The organism is Streptomyces sp. CA-179760 (assembly GCF_050937045.1).
Lineage (GTDB): Bacteria > Actinomycetota > Actinomycetes > Streptomycetales > Streptomycetaceae > Streptomyces.
Map to the genome: position 1 here is coordinate 4,300,033 of NZ_JBNJLZ010000001.1, position 15,584 is coordinate 4,315,616.

The 15,584-nt window shown below is 72.2% G+C and carries 13 protein-coding genes and 1 pseudogene; 6 read left to right on the plus strand and 8 right to left on the minus strand.

Features of this window, described 5'->3' with window-relative positions; genetic code table 11:
* Positions 1 to 5: 5 nt before the first annotated feature.
* Both ACQEV8_RS19180 and ACQEV8_RS19185 read right to left on the minus strand, forming a co-directional pair.
* Complete coding sequence (locus ACQEV8_RS19180) at positions 6 to 518, minus strand: EF-hand domain-containing protein (protein ID WP_432961815.1); 513 nt, start codon at positions 516 to 518, stop codon at positions 6 to 8.
* A gap of 167 nt (positions 519 to 685) precedes the next feature.
* On the minus strand, positions 686 to 1,066 hold the full coding sequence (locus tag ACQEV8_RS19185; RefSeq protein WP_030849533.1) for an STAS domain-containing protein: 381 nt from the start codon (positions 1,064 to 1,066) through the stop codon (positions 686 to 688).
* Between the two features lie 327 nt (positions 1,067 to 1,393).
* On the opposite strand from ACQEV8_RS19185, the gene ACQEV8_RS19190 reads away from it, so the two are divergent.
* Together ACQEV8_RS19190 and ACQEV8_RS19195 are read left to right on the plus strand one after the other, a co-directional pair.
* A complete protein-coding gene (locus ACQEV8_RS19190; RefSeq protein WP_432961818.1) occupies positions 1,394 to 1,975 on the plus strand; it encodes a sigma-70 family RNA polymerase sigma factor in 582 nt (193 codons plus the stop codon).
* 11 nt (positions 1,976 to 1,986) lie between these two features.
* Complete coding sequence (locus tag ACQEV8_RS19195) at positions 1,987 to 3,261, plus strand: maleylpyruvate isomerase N-terminal domain-containing protein (protein ID WP_432972812.1); 1,275 nt, start codon at positions 1,987 to 1,989, stop codon at positions 3,259 to 3,261.
* 78 nt (positions 3,262 to 3,339) lie between these two features.
* Here the strand turns inward: ACQEV8_RS19195 and purU are convergent, their stop codons facing one another.
* Entirely contained in the window at positions 3,340 to 4,221 is an 882-nt protein-coding gene (gene purU / locus ACQEV8_RS19200) for a formyltetrahydrofolate deformylase (protein ID WP_432961820.1), read from the minus strand.
* 46 nt (positions 4,222 to 4,267) lie between these two features.
* Positions 4,268 to 4,768 (minus strand): SCO4402 family protein, encoded by a 501-nt coding sequence (locus tag ACQEV8_RS19205; RefSeq protein WP_399017670.1) that lies wholly within the window; start codon positions 4,766 to 4,768, stop codon positions 4,268 to 4,270.
* 117 nt (positions 4,769 to 4,885) lie between these two features.
* Here ACQEV8_RS19205 and ACQEV8_RS19210 point away from each other — a divergent pair, with 117 nt between their 5' ends.
* Positions 4,886 to 6,193: an ABC transporter substrate-binding protein gene (locus tag ACQEV8_RS19210; RefSeq protein WP_432961822.1), complete on the plus strand. Its 1,308-nt coding sequence runs from the start codon at positions 4,886 to 4,888 to the stop codon at positions 6,191 to 6,193.
* 57 nt (positions 6,194 to 6,250) lie between these two features.
* On the opposite strand, the gene ACQEV8_RS19215 is transcribed toward ACQEV8_RS19210, so the two are convergent.
* Together ACQEV8_RS19215 and ACQEV8_RS19220 are read right to left on the minus strand one after the other, a co-directional pair.
* Entirely contained in the window at positions 6,251 to 7,762 is a 1,512-nt protein-coding gene (locus ACQEV8_RS19215; protein WP_432972815.1) for a hypothetical protein, read from the minus strand.
* A gap of 671 nt (positions 7,763 to 8,433) precedes the next feature.
* Positions 8,434 to 9,819 carry a transcriptional regulator gene (locus ACQEV8_RS19220; protein WP_432961824.1) on the minus strand — a complete coding sequence of 462 codons (1,386 nt, stop codon included), beginning with the start codon at positions 9,817 to 9,819 and terminating at the stop codon, positions 8,434 to 8,436.
* Positions 9,820 to 10,125: 306 nt separating this feature from the next.
* Between ACQEV8_RS19220 and ACQEV8_RS19225 the strand changes: the two genes are divergently transcribed.
* The 3 genes and pseudogenes from ACQEV8_RS19225 to ACQEV8_RS19235 all read left to right on the plus strand — a co-directional run bounded on the left by ACQEV8_RS19225 (position 10,126) and on the right by ACQEV8_RS19235 (position 13,271).
* A complete protein-coding gene (locus tag ACQEV8_RS19225; protein WP_432972818.1) occupies positions 10,126 to 10,788 on the plus strand; it encodes a bifunctional DNA primase/polymerase in 663 nt (220 codons plus the stop codon).
* A 103-nt stretch (positions 10,789 to 10,891) separates the two neighbouring features.
* Positions 10,892 to 11,683: an ABC transporter ATP-binding protein gene (locus ACQEV8_RS19230; RefSeq protein ID WP_432961826.1), complete on the plus strand. Its 792-nt coding sequence runs from the start codon at positions 10,892 to 10,894 to the stop codon at positions 11,681 to 11,683.
* Positions 11,680 to 13,271, plus strand: a pseudogene (locus ACQEV8_RS19235) (transporter). The gene ACQEV8_RS19230 and the pseudogene ACQEV8_RS19235 overlap by 4 nt, the downstream one beginning before the upstream one ends.
* Positions 13,272 to 13,290: 19 nt before the next feature.
* On the opposite strand, the gene ACQEV8_RS19240 reads toward ACQEV8_RS19235, so the two are convergent.
* Together ACQEV8_RS19240 and ACQEV8_RS19245 are read right to left on the minus strand one after the other, a co-directional pair.
* Positions 13,291 to 14,220, minus strand: a complete 930-nt coding sequence (locus ACQEV8_RS19240) for an alpha/beta fold hydrolase (protein ID WP_432961828.1) — start codon at positions 14,218 to 14,220, stop codon at positions 13,291 to 13,293.
* Positions 14,221 to 14,770: 550 nt separating this feature from the next.
* Positions 14,771 to 15,463, minus strand: a complete 693-nt coding sequence (locus tag ACQEV8_RS19245) for a metal-dependent transcriptional regulator (RefSeq protein WP_432961830.1) — start codon at positions 15,461 to 15,463, stop codon at positions 14,771 to 14,773.
* Positions 15,464 to 15,584 lie beyond the last annotated feature (121 nt).

Below are 15,584 nucleotides of genomic sequence, written 5' to 3' on the forward strand. Positions count from 1 at the left end.
TCGCTCTACTCGGGCACCGTGAAGTACCGGGCGAAAGCCGGGACGACCTCGGCCTCGCCGACCTTGCCGTCCTCGTCCGCGTCCAGCGCGCCGGCGGCCGTGCGGGCGACGTCCTCGGGGGCGCCGAGGCAGGTGAGGACGCGGGCCACTTCCTCGAGGGTCGCCGAGCCGTCGCCGTCCGTGTCGGCTACGGCCAGGGCCGCGTGCAGGAAGGGGCGGGCGATCTCGGCGAACCGGTCGGGGTTGTCGCGCAGGCGCTTGACCGCGCCGCCCACGAACTCCTCGCGCGTGATGCGCTGGTCGCCGTCGCGGTCCGCGATGCCCGCCATGCCCTGCCAGAACGCCTCCGCGCCGCCGTACAGCGCCTGTCCCTTGTCGGACCTGGCCGCTACGGCGAACTCCGCGAGCAGCGCCTTGGCCGCCCCGTAGAAGTCCTCGCGGTCGATGTAGCTGTTGCCGTCCTGGTCGAAGATGGCGAACCGGGCGGCGATCCTGCGCTCGTACTCGCTGCTGACCATGTCTCTTTCAGGCCGCCTTACGTCAGGTGGGGTGCGTCTCGCTCGGAGCGTACGACGGAGGGGCCGTTCGGGCGCGGGAAAACGTCACTTGCGCCAAGACCGGGGGAATTCCGGGACAACAGCGTGTCAGAACGGCAACACTCGCCCTACCGTGCGTCATCGGCCCCTCACGCGGACAGGGGTTCGCCCTCGTCACCCAGGGCCGCGTCCACATCGCCGTACACGTCGAACAGCCTGCGCACGCCCAGCGCGCCGAGGACCCGGTTGACATGGGACCCGTCGGCCGCGCCCCGGGCGGGCAGCACCAGCCGCAGCCGGCCCTGGCAGGAGCGGATCAGACGGCGGGCGGCGATGAGCACGCCGACGCCGCTGGAATCGCAGAAGAACACCTCGGACAGGTCGAGGACAAGACAGTGGTGCCCCTCGGCCACTACGTCGTGCACACGCTGACGCAGCACCGGCGAGGTCACCAGATCCAGTTCGCCGGACACCTGGAGCACGGCCCATTCGCCCTGCTCGCCGCCGGTCACTTTGAAGGTCACCACCACGCCCTTCGATCGCCAAAACGGAAGCAGTCCCTACGCTTCCTTGCAGCGCGGCTGCCCAGCGGCCGTTCCCTGAAACACAACCCGAAAAACGGATCCCCGTCGAATCAGGCTTGTTTTAGTCGGCTTCGATCCTGTTCGATCCCCTTCGGTCACGTCTGATCAGACGTCGATGGGGTAGACGCCTCTATCACCTGCGGCCGCTCAGGGGGCGCACATTGCCACAAAGGGGCGTGCGCTACCGGACGTGCCGACTACATTCGGGGAGACATCGGGCACAGGCTGGACAGGGCACGGGCGCGGGACACGAGCAGGGGGTGAGGGGGCCGCATGGCGAAAAAGGATGTACCGCCCCGCTGGGACCGCAAGATGCAGCAGCGGCTCGCCCGCGGGGAGGCCGCCGCCCTCGGTGAGCTCTACGACCGGTTCGCCTCCCTCGTGCACGGCCTCGCCCACCGCGTCCTCGGCGACGAACGCGCCGCCGACGGCGTCACCCGCGAGGTCTTCGTCCACGTCTGGGAACACCCGGACGCCTACGACCCCAGACAGGGCCCTCTGCGCTCCTGGGTCGCCACGCTGACCCACCGCCTGGCCGTGCAGCGCCTGCGCGCCACCGAGACCGCCGCCCTCACCCGCGAGGGCTCCGGCACCGCGGAGGAGCTGGAGCACCGGGTGCGGCGCGCCTCGGTCGCGGCCCGCGCCGACTACATCGTCCAGTCCATGCCGGTCCCGCTGCGCTCGGCCCTGGAGCGGGCCTACTTCCAGCGCCGCGACTACCGCCAGACCGCCACCGACCTCGGCATCACCGAGGACGAGGCCCGCCGGCGGCTGCGCCTGGGCCTCCAGCTCCTGTCCACCGCCCACGAGACCGAGCCACCCGGCGCACCGCCCGGAGCGGGGGGTGCGGTGTGAGCGGGTCGGAGATCCCCTCGGGCCCGGGCGAGCCGGACGGGCCCCAACGGGACGCCGGGCAGGAGTCCGGGAAGCCGCCGCGGATCCCCCCGCCCCGGGCCTCCGTCGAGGACGGCGGACTGCCGCTGCCCGCACTGGAGGATCTCGGTGACACGGCACCCCGTCCCGTACGGCCCGTGCTGGAGCACCCCGTGCTGAAGGCCCTGCTCGGCGCCTGGGCGCTGGCCGCCTGCTCGGCCGAGGAGGCCGTGGCCGTCGAGGAGCACCTCGGCGAGTGCGGGCAGTGCGCCGACGAGGCGCGTCGGCTGCGCGAGGCGGTCGGGCTGCTGCAACGGCCCGAGAGCCTCGACCTGGACCCGTCCCTGCGCACCCGGGTCCTGGCGACCTGCCTGGAGCGCCGCCCGCCACGCATCCCGGTGCCGGACTGGGCCGCCGCGTACGACGCCGAGACCGCGCGCCTGGACGCCCTGCTCCAGGACTTCGGTGACGCCGAGTGGCACGCGCCGGTACGGCTGCGCTGGTTCCGGGCCGACGCGTCCACGAGCCGCCGTACGACCGTCGCCGGGGTCATCGCGCATCTGCTCAGCGTCGACGGTCTTGTCGCCCTCGCGCTGGGCCTGGACGACCCGCTGGGCGACGTCACGTCCCGGCACCCGACCCCGGCGTCCCGCACCGAGGCGTACTGGCGTGCCTCCCACTTCCCGCCCACCCGGGCCGTACGGGCGCCCTGGCGGGAACAGAGCCACAACCTCGTCCGCACGGTGTCCTTCACGGGCGGCGGCGCCGGGAAGATGCCCGTGTCGTACGGCGACTTCGCACTGCCCCTGCACGACGCGATGCTCGACCGGGCCTTCGAGTGCTGGGTGCACGCCGAGGACATCGCGGACGCGGTCGACTACCCCTACGATCCGCCCTCGCCGCGCCATCTGCACCGCATGATCGACCTGGCGGCCCGCATGCTGCCGACCGCCCTGGCACACCGCCGCCAAACCGGCCTCGCGGCCCCCGCCCACCACCGCCACCTCGTGGCGGCCGGCGAACCGGGCCGCAGCCTCCGCCTGGAGATCGAGGGCCACGGCGGCGGCGAGTGGCTGATCCCTCTCGACTCCCCCGCGGCCAAGGGCTCCGCGGAACACGAGGTGGCCCACGTCGCCCTGGACGGCGTCGAATTCTGCCGCCTGGCAGCGGGCCACGTTCCCCCGCAGGAGGCGGCAGCGGGCCAGGTGGGAGACAGAGAGGCGATCAGGGACGTCCTGTTCGCGGCCGCTTCACTGAGCAGGATGTAACCAACTCAGGGGCGCGGGGAACTGCGCGACAAGCCACAAACAACCCGCACTCGCCCGCAAACGGGACGAACCGAGCCCTCAGGCGAAAATCACAGTCCGCCGCCCATTGGGCAGAATCCGCCGCTCGGCATGCCACTTCACAGCCCGGGCCAACGCCTGACACTCCACGTCACGCCCGATGGCGACAAGCCCCTCCGGCGTCACGTCATGCCCGACCCGCTCGACCTCCTGCTCGATGATCGGCCCCTCGTCGAGATCAGCGGTCACGTAGTGAGCGGTCGCACCGATCAGCTTCACACCCCGGGCGTGAGCCTGGTGATACGGCTTCGCCCCCTTGAAGCTCGGCAGGAACGAGTGATGGATGTTGATGATCCGCCCGGACAGCGCCTTGCAGAGATCGTCCGACAGCACCTGCATGTACCGGGCGAGAACGACCAGCTCCACACCGTCCTCACGCACGATGTCGAGCAGCCGCCCCTCCGCCTCGGACTTCGTGTCCCTCGTCACCGGAATGTGGTGGAAGGGGATGTCGTACGAGCCCACCAGCTCGGCGAAGTCCGTGTGGTTGGACACCACCCCGGCGATCTCCACCGGCAGCGCACCGGTGCGCGCCCGGAACAGCAGGTCGTTCAGGCAGTGCCCGAACTTGCTGACCATGAGCAGGATGCGCATCTTCTGGTCGCCCCGGTTGATCTGCCACTCCATCTGGAAGGAGTCACCGATCGCCGCGAAGCTGGCCCGCAGCTTCTCCACGGACACCGGGGCGTCCGCCGAGAAGTGGACGCGCATGAAGAACAGTCCCGTGTCGTGGTCGCCGAACTGCTGGCTGTCCTCGATGTTGCAGCCGGTCATGAACAGATAGCTCGACACGGCGTGCACGATTCCCTTCCTGTCCGGGCAGGAAAGGGTGAGGACGTACTGGTCGGGCGGGGTCGCGGCGGTGGTGGACTGCTCGTTCATGCAGGACAGGGTCCCACAGGCGATGGCACCGCCCGCAATCGTCCCGCTAGGCGGACCTGGTCATGAGCCGCAGGACCTCCAGGCTGCGCGGCGGCGTGTCCGGCTCCTCGCCGTCGCTCGTGGCGAGCCGCACATGCGCGTCCCGGGCCGCCTGGATCGCCTCGGGCCACGCCTGGTTCTCCAGGTACGCGGTGACCGGCGCGTCCGGCCCGACCTGGTGCATGATCCGCAGCACCCGCAGCACGGCGGTGTCCACGAGGGCCGCCTCCTGCGAGTCACGGAAGATCGTGCCGACGTATTTCTCGGCGGACCAGTGATCCAGCCAGGTGTCCTCGACCAGCCGGTACACCGCGTCGGTCACGTCGCCGTAGCCGTCCACACCGGCCAGCCAGACGTCCCGCTGGAACCCGGGATCGGAGAGCATGTGCAGCGCCGAGCGCACGTTGCTGCGCCAGCGCCACCACGGCATGTCATTGACAGGCATGCCGCCCATGGTGGATGAGCGACGGCCACGACGGGAAGAGTTCTCCGAAGCTTGCACGGTCATCGATCGTACGTTCCCCTCCACATCGGACACACCGACCCCCGTAATTCACCTGTACGTCACCAATCGTTGACCCTAGATCACTCTCGGGTTGGCCATGTGGCGGAATCGTGCGGAACCATGACCGGCAGGCGACGCACCCGCAGCACATTCCTCCCCGGCCTCCTCACCCGTCACGCCAGAAAAGGCGTGCTCGGCGCGGGCACGGCGGCCGCGTGCGCGTCGCTCCTCGCCGGCTGCGGGGTCGTCCCCGGCACCACGGGGGATGCCGGGGACGATCCGATCACCGTCATGACGTGGGCGCCGCAGGACACCAAGGCCACCAACAAGCCCGGAATGCCCGCCTTCGCCCACGCCTACGCCCGCTGGATCAACGCCAAAGGCGGGATCAACGGCCGCAAGCTCAACGTGCTGACCTGCAACGACCACAACGACAGCGTGGCCGCCGCCAAGTGCGCCCGGCGGGCCGCCAAGGAGAACGTCGTCGCGGTCGTAGGATCGTACAGCCAGTACGCCGACTCCTTCTTCCCGTCCCTGGAGGGCGCGGGCATCCCGTACATAGGCGGCTACGGCATCACCAACGCCGAGTTCACAAGCCCCCTGTCCTACCCCGTGAACGGCGGCCAGCCCGCGCTGCTCGCCGGTCTCGGCAGGTCCCTCGCCGGCTGCGGGCCGGTCGCGCTGGTGCGGCCCGACACCATCGCGGGTGACCAGCTGCCCCCGCTGCTCGACTCGGGCCTGAAGGCGGGCGGGCACTCGGCGGCCCGGGACCAGCGGGCGGCGGAGGACGCCACCGAGTACGACGGCCAGGCCGAGCGGGCGCTGCGGACGACGACCTCCTCCTCGGACGAGGGGTGTGTGGTGCCGGCGCTCGGGGACCGCAACGGCACCTTCATGGACTCCTTCCGGCGGACCCGCGAGGACTATCCCGACGTTCGGACGGCCACCGTGCTCGGCAGCGTCGACCAGACGATGATCGACGCGACCGGCGGGGCCTCGGGGCCGTACGAGGGCTCGTACATCACCGGCTGGTACCCCGTGGCGAGCGATGCCCGCTGGGACGGGATGAAGCAGGTGATCAAGGAGGAGGCCTTCGGCGACAACCGCATCGACGCCGCGGACGCCGGAGTGCAGACCACCTGGATCGCCTACACCGTGTTCAAGAAGATCGTCGAGTCGCTCGGCGGGGGCGAGGTGAGCGCCGACACCGTGACGGAGGCCCTCGACGATGGCCTCGGGATCAGCACGGGCGGGCTCACGCCGACGCTGCGGTGGCGGTTCCAGGACAAGCTCGCCGCCGTCGGCTTCCCGCGCCTGGTGAACGCGAACGTGACCCTTCAGGTGGTGCGGGAAGGGCGGCTGGTGTCGGCACGGAAGGGCTTCGTCGACACGACGCGGACGCTGCAGGACGCCGACGTGAACTACTGAGCCCCGCGCTCAGCGGTTCACGCCCGGATCGTTCGCGTCACATCACGTCACCTCACGTCACAGCTGCGTCGGCTGGCGCTCGGTCAGGCCGTACGTCTTCGCTATCGCGTTCCACAGCCCGGCCGCCTTGGTCTTCTCGGTGCTCGCGACGCCGCTGGCGCGGTTGCCGGCCTGGGTCTGGCCGGTGGCACGGGCCTGGCCCTTCTTGCAGCCCTTCTTGCCCGCGGTCTGGTCGGCCCAGGCCGCGTAGTGGTTGTCGGCCGAGGCCGAGGCCTGCCACGCCTTGGTGAGGGCGGTGGTCAGCGCGGCGTGGTCGGGCAGCTGGTCGACGGTGATGCCGGAGAGCCGGGTGACCAGCTCGGTGCGCTGCTTGGCCGCGTCGCGCAGGTTCTTGGCCGCCTGGGGCAGGTTGTCGCAGCCCTTGACGTCGGCGACGGCGGTGATCACGGTGGTGCGGCTGTCGCCGCTGTCGGCGAGCAGCTTGTCCAGCTCGACGGCCTGGGCCCGGGCCGGGTCGGCGGAGGGCGAGGCGGAGTCGTCCGTCGCGGGCGCGGAGGCGGCCACGGTCTTGTTGTTGTCGCCGCCGCCGTCGTCACCGCGCCCGCCGGCGGCGAGCAGCGCGCCGGCGCCGACGCCGAGGACGGCTATGCCGATGCCGACGGCCGCGATCACCGGCACGCGCGAGCCGGAGCGGCCGCCGCGCCCGCCCCGGCCGCCGCCGGACTGGCCGGGAGGGGCGTAGGACTGGGGCTGGGGGTGGTGGGGCTGGGGCTGTTCGAAGCGGGGCATCTGCTGGGTGGACGCGGCCGGGCTCTCGGCGCCGTGGCCACCGCGGTCGCTGCGGAAGAGGTTGTCGAACTCGGAGGGCGGCCGGTTGTCCCCGCCGGGCACCGGCGCGATGTACTGCGTCGCCTCGGCGTCCGGATTCGAGGCGGGCGGCAACGGCCCGGCTCCGGACCGGGGCGCGGTCCCCAGGAAGGTGGTCGCCTCGGGGTCGTGACCGGTGGGCGTCTCGGGCGGCAGAGCGCCCGGGCCCACCGGGGGTATGTACTGCGTCGCCCCTTCGTCGGCGGACGCGGCGACGGGCGGCAGGAACTGGGTCGCGCCCTCGTCGGCGGGCGCGGGCAGGGGTGCGCCTCCGGCGCCCGTGGACGCGGAAGGAGACCCGTACCCGTCCGTCGCGGGCGGCAGCGGGGCACCCCCGGCGGGAGCGCCGTACGCTCCGGCGGACGCCGACGGCGAACCGCCCGCGGCGGCGGAACCGTACACACCGGAGGCAGGCGGCAGGCCGCCCCCGGCAGGAGACCCGTACCCGTCCGTCGCCTGCGGCAGCGGGGCACCCCCGGTGGGAGCGCCGTACGCTCCGGCGGACGCCGACGGCGAACCGCCCGCGGCGGCGGAACCGTACACACCGGAGGCAGGCGGCAGGCCGCCCCCGGCAGGGGAGCCGTACCCGTCCGTCGCCTGCGGCAGCGGGCCGCCCCCAGCCGGGGAGCCATAGCCGCCGGCGGACTGCGGAGGCGAACCGCCCGCGGCAGCGGCACCATACGCGTCGGAGGCAGGCGGCAGGCCGCCCCCGGCAGGGGAGCCGTAGCCGTCCGTGGTCTGGGGCAGCGGGGTGCCGTACGGGCCGGGGGCCGGGGGCAGTTGGGAGGGGTCGGGCTGAGTGCCGTAGCCGGCGTATGGGTTGGGGGACTGGGGGAGCGCGCCCGGCGCGGGGTGCTGGGCGTCCCACGCCGGAGGCTCCGGGGTGGCCCACTGCTGGGACTGCTGAGGCTGCGGGGACTGCCAGCTGTTGTCCTGCGGCGGGGGCGGGACCTGCTGGTCCGGGCCCCACGGCTGGCCCCAGGTCTGGCCCCGGCGGGGGCGGAGGCCGGGGCCTGGCCGGTCGGGGCCGGTCCGGGCCGGTGGCCGGCCGATGCGTCACCGGGTCCGCCCGTCATCCCCGGCAGCAGGGGTTCGCCACCGTCGGAGGGCAGCACGATGCCTTCGCGCGCTTGGCGCGCCGAGGGCTCCTCGCCCTGTCCACTCTGCGTCACCGGGACTCCTACTTATGGGGGACCTTGTGAATCGTCGGGTCACGCTACCGGGTCCCCAGAGCCCCGTGCCACGCAGCACAGGGCCTGACCTCAAGCCCTGTGAGCGCGGTAACACAACCGGGTCACGGCACGCTGGTCATGTCACCTCCTGCTCGCCCGGCGGCCGTTTCCCGCATGTTCACGCATCCGCAGACCCTGTGTTCACGCCGCCGCCTGCAGGTCCAGCCGCGCCCCGAACTCCCTGACCACTGCCTCCTCCCGGTACGGCTCCAGCCGCTGCTGGAAGTCCTCCAGATACTCGGCGCCCCGGTTGGACCGCAGTCCCTCCAGCAGTTCCACGGCCTTCATGCCCGTGCTGCACGCCTCTTCGACCTCGCGCTGCTGCACCTGCGCCGTGGCCAACAGCACATAACCGATGGCCCGGCGGCGCGCCCGCGTCTCGGGATGCCCGGCCAGCGACTCCTGCGCGCACCGCGCCGCCGCGTCGGCCTGCCCCAGGTCCCGGTGACAGTGGGCCAACTCGTCGGCGAGATAGGCCTCGTCGAAGTGCGCGATCCACACCGGGTCGTCCCCGGCGGCGGGGTCGGCCGCCTCCAGGGCGCTCACAGCGCGCCCGGCCGCCGACTGGGTGGCGCGCACGTCGCCCATCAGGGCATGCCCGCGCGCCTCCGCCGCGTAGAACATCGACTCCGCGCGCGGTGAAACGCGCCCCCGCGCCCCCTCCTGCGCCGCCCTCGCCAACTGCGCGATCTCCCGGGGGTTCCCGAGTTGCGCGGCGAGATGGCTCATGGAGGCGGCGAGGACGTATCCGCCGTAGCCCCGGTCCCCGGCCGCCTGGGCCAGCCGCAGTGCCTGGATGTAGTAGCGCTGCGCCAGACCGGGCTGCCCGGTGTCCACGGCCATGTACCCGGCGAGTTCCGTCAGCCGGGCCACCGCGGCGAACAGGTCCCGCCCCACCGCCTCCCGGTACGACCCCGCCAGCAGCCCCGAGACCACGCTGTTGAGGTAGTGCACGACGACCGGGCGCACATGCCCGCTGCCGTACTGGTGGTCGAGATCCACCAGCGCCTGCGTCATGGCCAGGACCGCCCCCACGTCGGACTGCCCCACGCGCGGTCCGGCCGAGCGCGACACCTGCCCGTCCGGTGCGGAGATCAGCCAGTCACGGCTGGGCTCGACCAGCGCGGACGCGGCGACGGAGGAGCCGGACAGGAAGTCCCGCCGCCCCACGTCGCTGCGCCACAGCTCGCAGACCTGCTCGATGGCCCCCAGTACCGTCGGCGAGAACTGCAGGCCCACGCCCGAGGCGAGGTTCTTGCCGTTGGCCATGCCGATCTCGTCGATCGTGACCGTACGGCCGAGTTTGCGGCCGAGCGCCTCGGCGATGATCGCCGGGGCCCGGCCCCGTGGCTGCTGCCCGCGCAGCCAGCGCGCCACCGACGTCTTGTCGTAGCGCAGGTCGAGGCCGTGCTCGGCACCGCACATGTTGACCCGGCGGGCGAGGCCGGCGTTGGAGCATCCGGCTTCCTGGATGAGCGCCTGGAGCCGTTCGTTCGGCTGCCGAGCGACGAGCGGCCTTGCGGCCATGGCGTACCCCCTGTGGCTGCGGTGCCTGCCCACGCACCGAGTTGACGTGTCTTCCGCGGCCGAACCCCTCACGTCCCAGCGAAAAGATCCGGCCGTGAAGATCAATGCCCCGCCGACCAGGCGAAAATGCGAGGCATGTGAGGATTGCCGGGGTAACGGCTGTCGCCGGCCCCACTCGTGGTTACCCACCTCCGGCCACGGATCCTCCTGCGCGCCCCCGCACATGCACCCATGCGCCCCGAGGACAGGGGCGATGCTCTCCCCCGCGCACACGGGCGGGCGTAACCCCTGGTGACGACCAGAGTTGTGTTCATCGTGGAAGAGACGATCGCCGGCACCGAAGCCGCTCAGATCCCGAAGCAGCGCGGGGAATCGCTGCTGGACACCGCTGTCCGCTACGCCGAGGAGCGCCACTGGGACGTGTTCCCCGGCACCTGGCTGGAAGCGGTCGAAGGAAGTCAGCGGTGCTCCTGCGGTGACGCCGCGTGTCCGGCACCCGGATCGCACCCGGCGCGCCCGGACTGGGCGACGCAGGCGACGGGCAGTGCGACCGTCGCGCGACGGATGTGGCAGAAGCAGCCGACCGCGTCGATCCTGCTGCCGACGGGGCGGACCTTCGACGCGATCTCCGTGCCGGAGACGGCCGGGTTCCTCGCGCTCGCGCGGATGGAGCGGATGGAGCTGACGCTCGGGCCGGTGACGCTCACGCCGGACCGTCGGATGGAGTTCTTCGTGCTGCCGGGGGCCGGTGTGAAGGTGCCGGACCTGGTGCGCAAGCTGGGGTGGTCGGTGTCGTCGCTGGATCTGACCGTGCTGGGTGAGGGGGCGTATGTGGCCGCCCCGCCCACGCGGTTCGGGTCGCGGGGGGCTGTGCAGTGGGCGTGCCGGCCGACTCCGGCCAATCGGTGGCTGCCGGATGCGGAGGAGTTGATCTCGCCGTTGGCTTACGCGTGCGGCCGGGATCGTTAGGCGCCCGTTCGTCTGCCCGCTCGCGTTGTGTGGCGGCTGCGGGTCGCCGTGGCTGATCGCGCGGTTCCCCGCGCCCCTGAATTGCCCCACCGTAGGGTTCTGGGTGACGGAGGGAGACGCGGTGGGATCCAGCGCTGTACGGGTGCGAGGGCTCTGGAAGCGGTTCGGGCAGCAGGTCGCTGTGGCCGGGGTCGATCTTGAGTTGCCGGCGGGGAAGTTCATCGGGCTGGTCGGGCCGAACGGGGCCGGGAAGACCACCACCTTGTCGATGGTGACCGGGCTGCTCAGGCCCGATCACGGGACCGTCGAGGTGGTCGGGCACGACGTGTGGCGGGACCCCGTCGAGGTGAAGGCCCGCATCGGGGTGCTGCCGGAGGGGCTGCGGCTGTTCGAGCGGCTGTCGGGACGGGAACTGCTGGCGTACAGCGGGCGATTGCGCGGGCTGCCCGGTGCCGAGGTCGACAAGCGGGCCACACAGCTCCTCGACGTCCTTGATCTGGCCGGCAGCCAGCACAAGCTCGTCGTCGACTACTCGACCGGCATGCGCAAGAAGATCGGACTCGCCACCGCCCTCCTCCACAATCCCGAAGTGCTGTTCCTGGACGAGCCGTTCGAGGGCGTCGACCCCGTCTCCGCGCAGACCATCCGGGGCGTGCTGGAGCGATACACCGCCTCGGGCGCCACGGTCGTGTTCTCTTCCCACGTCATGGAGCTCGTCGAGTCGCTGTGCGACTGGGTGGCCGTCATGGCCGCCGGGCGGATCCGGGCCACCGGGACCCTCGCCGAGGTGCGCGGTGACGCGCCCTCGCTGCAGCGGGCCTTCCTCGAACTCGTCGGCGCGCAGAGCCGGGACGCAGGGTCCGACCTCGACTGGCTGGGCGGCGGGGCCCGGTGACTGCCCCCGCCCTCACCCCCGTCGTCGTACGGCTGAAGCTGTCGCTGCTGCGCAACGGGCTGCGGCAGTCCGGCGGGCGCAAGGCCGCCTACATCGCGTCGGCCGTCTTCGCCCTGCTCTTCGCCGCGCTGCAGCTGATCGGCCTGATCGCGCTGCGCGGGCATGCGCACGTCGAGTCGCTGGTCGTGCTGGCCGTGGCGGTCCTGGGGCTCGGCTGGGCGGTGATGCCGCTGTTCTTCCCCGGCGGTGACGAGACACTGGACCCGACGCGGCTCGTGATGCTGCCGCTGCGGCCCCGGCCGCTGGTGCGGGCCCTGCTCACCGCGTCGCTGGTCGGCATCGGGCCGCTGTTCACGCTGTGCCTGCTGGTCGGTTCCGTGATCGCGGTCGCCCGGGCGGGGCGGCGTTCGCGGTGGGCGTCGTCGCGGTCGCCCTGGCGCTGCTGGTGTGCGTGGCGTTCGCGCGGGCCGTCGCCGCCGCCAACGTACGGCTGCTGACCAGCCGCAAGGGCCGTGACCTCGCGGTGCTGAGCGGGCTCGTCATCGCCGTCGGCGCGCAGGTGGTCAACTTCGGCGCGCAGCGGCTCGGTTCGGCGGGTCTCGGCGAACTGGACCCCGTCGCGGACGTGCTCCAGTGGGTGCCACCGGCGTCGGCGATCGGCGCCGTGCACGCGGTGGGCGAAGGGTCGTACGGTCGCGCGGCGGTCCAACTGGCGCTGAGCGCCGGGGCGCTCGTGACGCTGATCTCGGTGTGGTCGCGGCATCTGACGCGGCTGATGACCTCGCCCGACGGATCCACGCTGCCCACCGCCGAGTCGGCCGCCCGCGAGCGCTCCTCGACCGGGCTCGGGCGGCTGCTGCCTGCCGGGCGCACCGGCACGGTCATGGAGCGCAGCCTGCGCTATGTGTGGCGCGACCCCAAGACCAAGGCCGCCTGGGTGACCTCGCTGGCCATCGGGCTGATCGTGCCGGTGTTCAACGCCTGGCAGGGCACCGGGTCCGTGTACTTCGCGTGCTTCGCCGCCGGGATGCTCGGCATCCAGATGTACAACCAGTTCGGGCAGGACACCTCCGCGTTCTGGATGGTCGCGATGACGATCTCCTCGCGCCGGGACGCCTACGTCGAACTGCGCGCCCGCGCCCTGGCCCTGCTGCTGATCACCCTGCCGTACGCCACGCTCGTCACCGTGGTGACGACCGCGATGCTCGGCGACTGGCGGCGGCTGCCCGAGGCGCTGGGGCTGTCCTTCGCGCTGCTCGGCGCGATGCTCGCGACCGGGGCGTGGACGTCCGCCCGTTTCCCCTACTCCATCCCGCAGGAGGGCTACAAGAACGTCGCCCCCGGGCAGACCGGGCTCGCCTGGATCTCCATCTTCGGCGGGATGATCGCCGCGGCTGTGCTGTGCGCGCCCGTCATCGCGCTCACGATCTGGCTGAACGTGAGCGCCGGGGGCGACGACTGGACATGGCTGCTGCTTCCGGCGGGCACGCTCTACGGGGCCGCGCTCGCGGTGGCGGGACTGCGGCTGGCCGCTCCGCGGACGGCCCGGCGGCTGCCGGAGATCCTGGGGGCAGTCAGCAAGGGGTGACCTGTCCGGCTCGTGCGCCTCAGTTCGAGCTGAGGGCGTCCAGGAACGGCTCGATCGCCGCGCGCCAGGCCTCCGGCTGGTCGTAGTGCACCAGGTGGCCGGCGTCGGCGACCTCCGCGTACTGGCCGCGGGGCAGGACGCGGACCATCTCCTGGGCCTCGGCGCGGCCCAGCTCGCCGTCGAGGCCGCGCACCACCAGGGCCGGGCAGCGGACCTGGGTCAGCTCCTCCCAGTGCGCGTCGTACACCCAGGTCTCGCGGGAGCGGAGCATCTGTTCCGGTTCGAAGACGGGGCGCCAGCCGTCCGGGGACTCGGCCATCACCTCGGCGTAGAACGCGCCTCGGGCCGGGTTGGGCCGCTCCACCCAGGGGTCGTCCTCGCCGAACCACTTGCGGACGTCGGCGAGCGTGGCGAAGGGCAGCGGCCAGGACTGGAACCACTGGTCCCACTCGCGCTGCGAGGCGGCGCCGAGCGCGGAGGCCCGCATGTCGCAGATGATCAGCCCGCGGACCAGGTCCGGGCGCTTGGCGGCGAGCTGCCAGGCGGTCAGCGCGCCCATGGCGTGGCCGATGAGGACGACCGGGTCGAGCCCCAGCTGTTCCAGGGCGGCCTCGACGTCGTCGACGTAGGCGTCGCGGGAGAAGACTCCCTGCGGGGGCTTCTCGCTGCGGCCGTGGCCGCGCTGGTCGAGAGCGACGGCGCGGTACCGGCCGGAGAGCCAGCGGGCGGTGGACGCCCAGTGCGAGGCGCGGCCCATCAGGCCGTGCAGTAACAGCACGCCCGGAGAGCCGTCCGGGGAGCCCTCCGGGGCGGTCCGCGCGCCCGGCGTGGGCTGTGGGTCGAGAGGGTACTGCGGGTCGTGCGCCGGATCGGTCTTGGGCGGGTCGCCGAACTCCCAGGCCGCGAGGCGTACGCCGCCCGTCCCGGTCACGTCGATGCGTCGCGCCATGTCCTGGCACCCCCCAAGCTTCGCGCGGACCGTGGTCGTCTCCGGCCGTTCGGTCCTGTGAACCGTGTTCTGCCTGCTGCGCCTTGCTGCTGTGCCGTGCGTCACCCGCACACTATCGAATGCCCATTCGAGGATGCTGTTCTCGCGGGCAACACCCCTCGTTCGAGTGACCATCCTCGGGGATTGATCGCCGCTGCCGAGGGGAGATCTTCAGCGGGAGGCGGACCGCTCGGGGAAACCGGTCCGTGGGGGATGACCTTGAGAGCTCGGGGCTCCAGGTCAGCACAGGGGAGGACAGGCCCCGGCGCCACAAGGCGCCGGGGCCCTCCACATCTCCACGGCACATCCTCCCGCCCCCTCCCCGGCCGGGCGACATCGCTGTCGGGCCACGGCCAAGAGCCCTCAGGTCATATGCCTCACGCGACAGCGTCGCACGGGAAGCGGACGAGCGCTGCCATTCGGCGGACTGAATCCCGGAGACGACGGGATCACGCCAACGCGACGGGCGCGGCCGCCCCGATCTGGCCGCACCAGGCCGCCCCGGCCGGGCTCAGGGCTTGGCGACGAACACGTGGGAGGCGACCTCCGACTCCAGCTCGGCCGCCTCGCCGCCGCTGCCCACCAGCACACCGCCCGCCGACTCGGTCACGCTGACCACCGAGCCGGGCTGCACGCCCGCCCGCCGCAGCGTGTACATCAGCTGCGCGTCCGTCTGGATCGGCTCGCCGATCCGGCGCACCACGACCGTCTTGCCCTCGGCGCCCGGGTCGAGGGTCGCCAGCGACACCATGCCCTCGTCCAGGAACGGGTCGGCGCCGTCCTTCTCGCCGAGCTCCTCCAGACCCGGGATCGGGTTGCCGTACGGCGACTCCGTCGGGTGCCGCAGCAGCTCCAGCACGCGGCGCTCCACGGCCTCGCTCATCACGTGCTCCCAGCGGCACGCCTCGGCGTGGACCTGCTCCCACTCCAGCCCGATCACATCGACGAGCAGACACTCGGCGAGCCGGTGCTTGCGCATCACGCGCGTGGCGAGACGGCGGCCCTCCTCGGTGAGCTCCAGGTGCCGGTCGCTGGCGACGGACACCAGACCGTCGCGCTCCATCCGCGCCACGGTCTGGCTGACGGTCGGCCCGCTCTGGTCCAGCCGCTCGGCGATACGGGCGCGCATGGGGACCACACCCTCTTCCTCCAGCTCGAGGATGGTGCGGAGATACATCTCCGTGGTGTCGATCAGTCCGGACATACGTGCCCCTCGATGAGATCTGCCGGAGGCTGGACGGCTCACCGGCGCGTGCGCTGGCCCTGCACCCAATTCTGCCGGATACCACCGACAACCGTGCCCCGGGAGGGAAAGCAGGGGATTA

What these genes read in the sequence shown, in the direction of transcription:
- ACQEV8_RS19180 (WP_432961815.1), bottom strand. Translation starts at nt 518, where the DNA reads ATGGTCAGCAGCGAGTACGAGCGCAGGATCGCCGCCCGGTTCGCCATC.
- ACQEV8_RS19190 (WP_432961818.1), top strand. Translation starts at nt 1,394, where the DNA reads ATGGCGAAAAAGGATGTACCGCCCCGCTGGGACCGCAAGATGCAGCAG.
- purU (WP_432961820.1), bottom strand. Translation starts at nt 4,221, where the DNA reads ATGAACGAGCAGTCCACCACCGCCGCGACCCCGCCCGACCAGTACGTC.
- ACQEV8_RS19205 (WP_399017670.1), bottom strand. Translation starts at nt 4,768, where the DNA reads ATGACCGTGCAAGCTTCGGAGAACTCTTCCCGTCGTGGCCGTCGCTCA.
- ACQEV8_RS19210 (WP_432961822.1), top strand. Translation starts at nt 4,886, where the DNA reads ATGACCGGCAGGCGACGCACCCGCAGCACATTCCTCCCCGGCCTCCTC.
- ACQEV8_RS19220 (WP_432961824.1), bottom strand. Translation starts at nt 9,819, where the DNA reads ATGGCCGCAAGGCCGCTCGTCGCTCGGCAGCCGAACGAACGGCTCCAG.
- ACQEV8_RS19240 (WP_432961828.1), bottom strand. Translation starts at nt 14,220, where the DNA reads ATGGCGCGACGCATCGACGTGACCGGGACGGGCGGCGTACGCCTCGCG.
- ACQEV8_RS19245 (WP_432961830.1), bottom strand. Translation starts at nt 15,463, where the DNA reads ATGTCCGGACTGATCGACACCACGGAGATGTATCTCCGCACCATCCTC.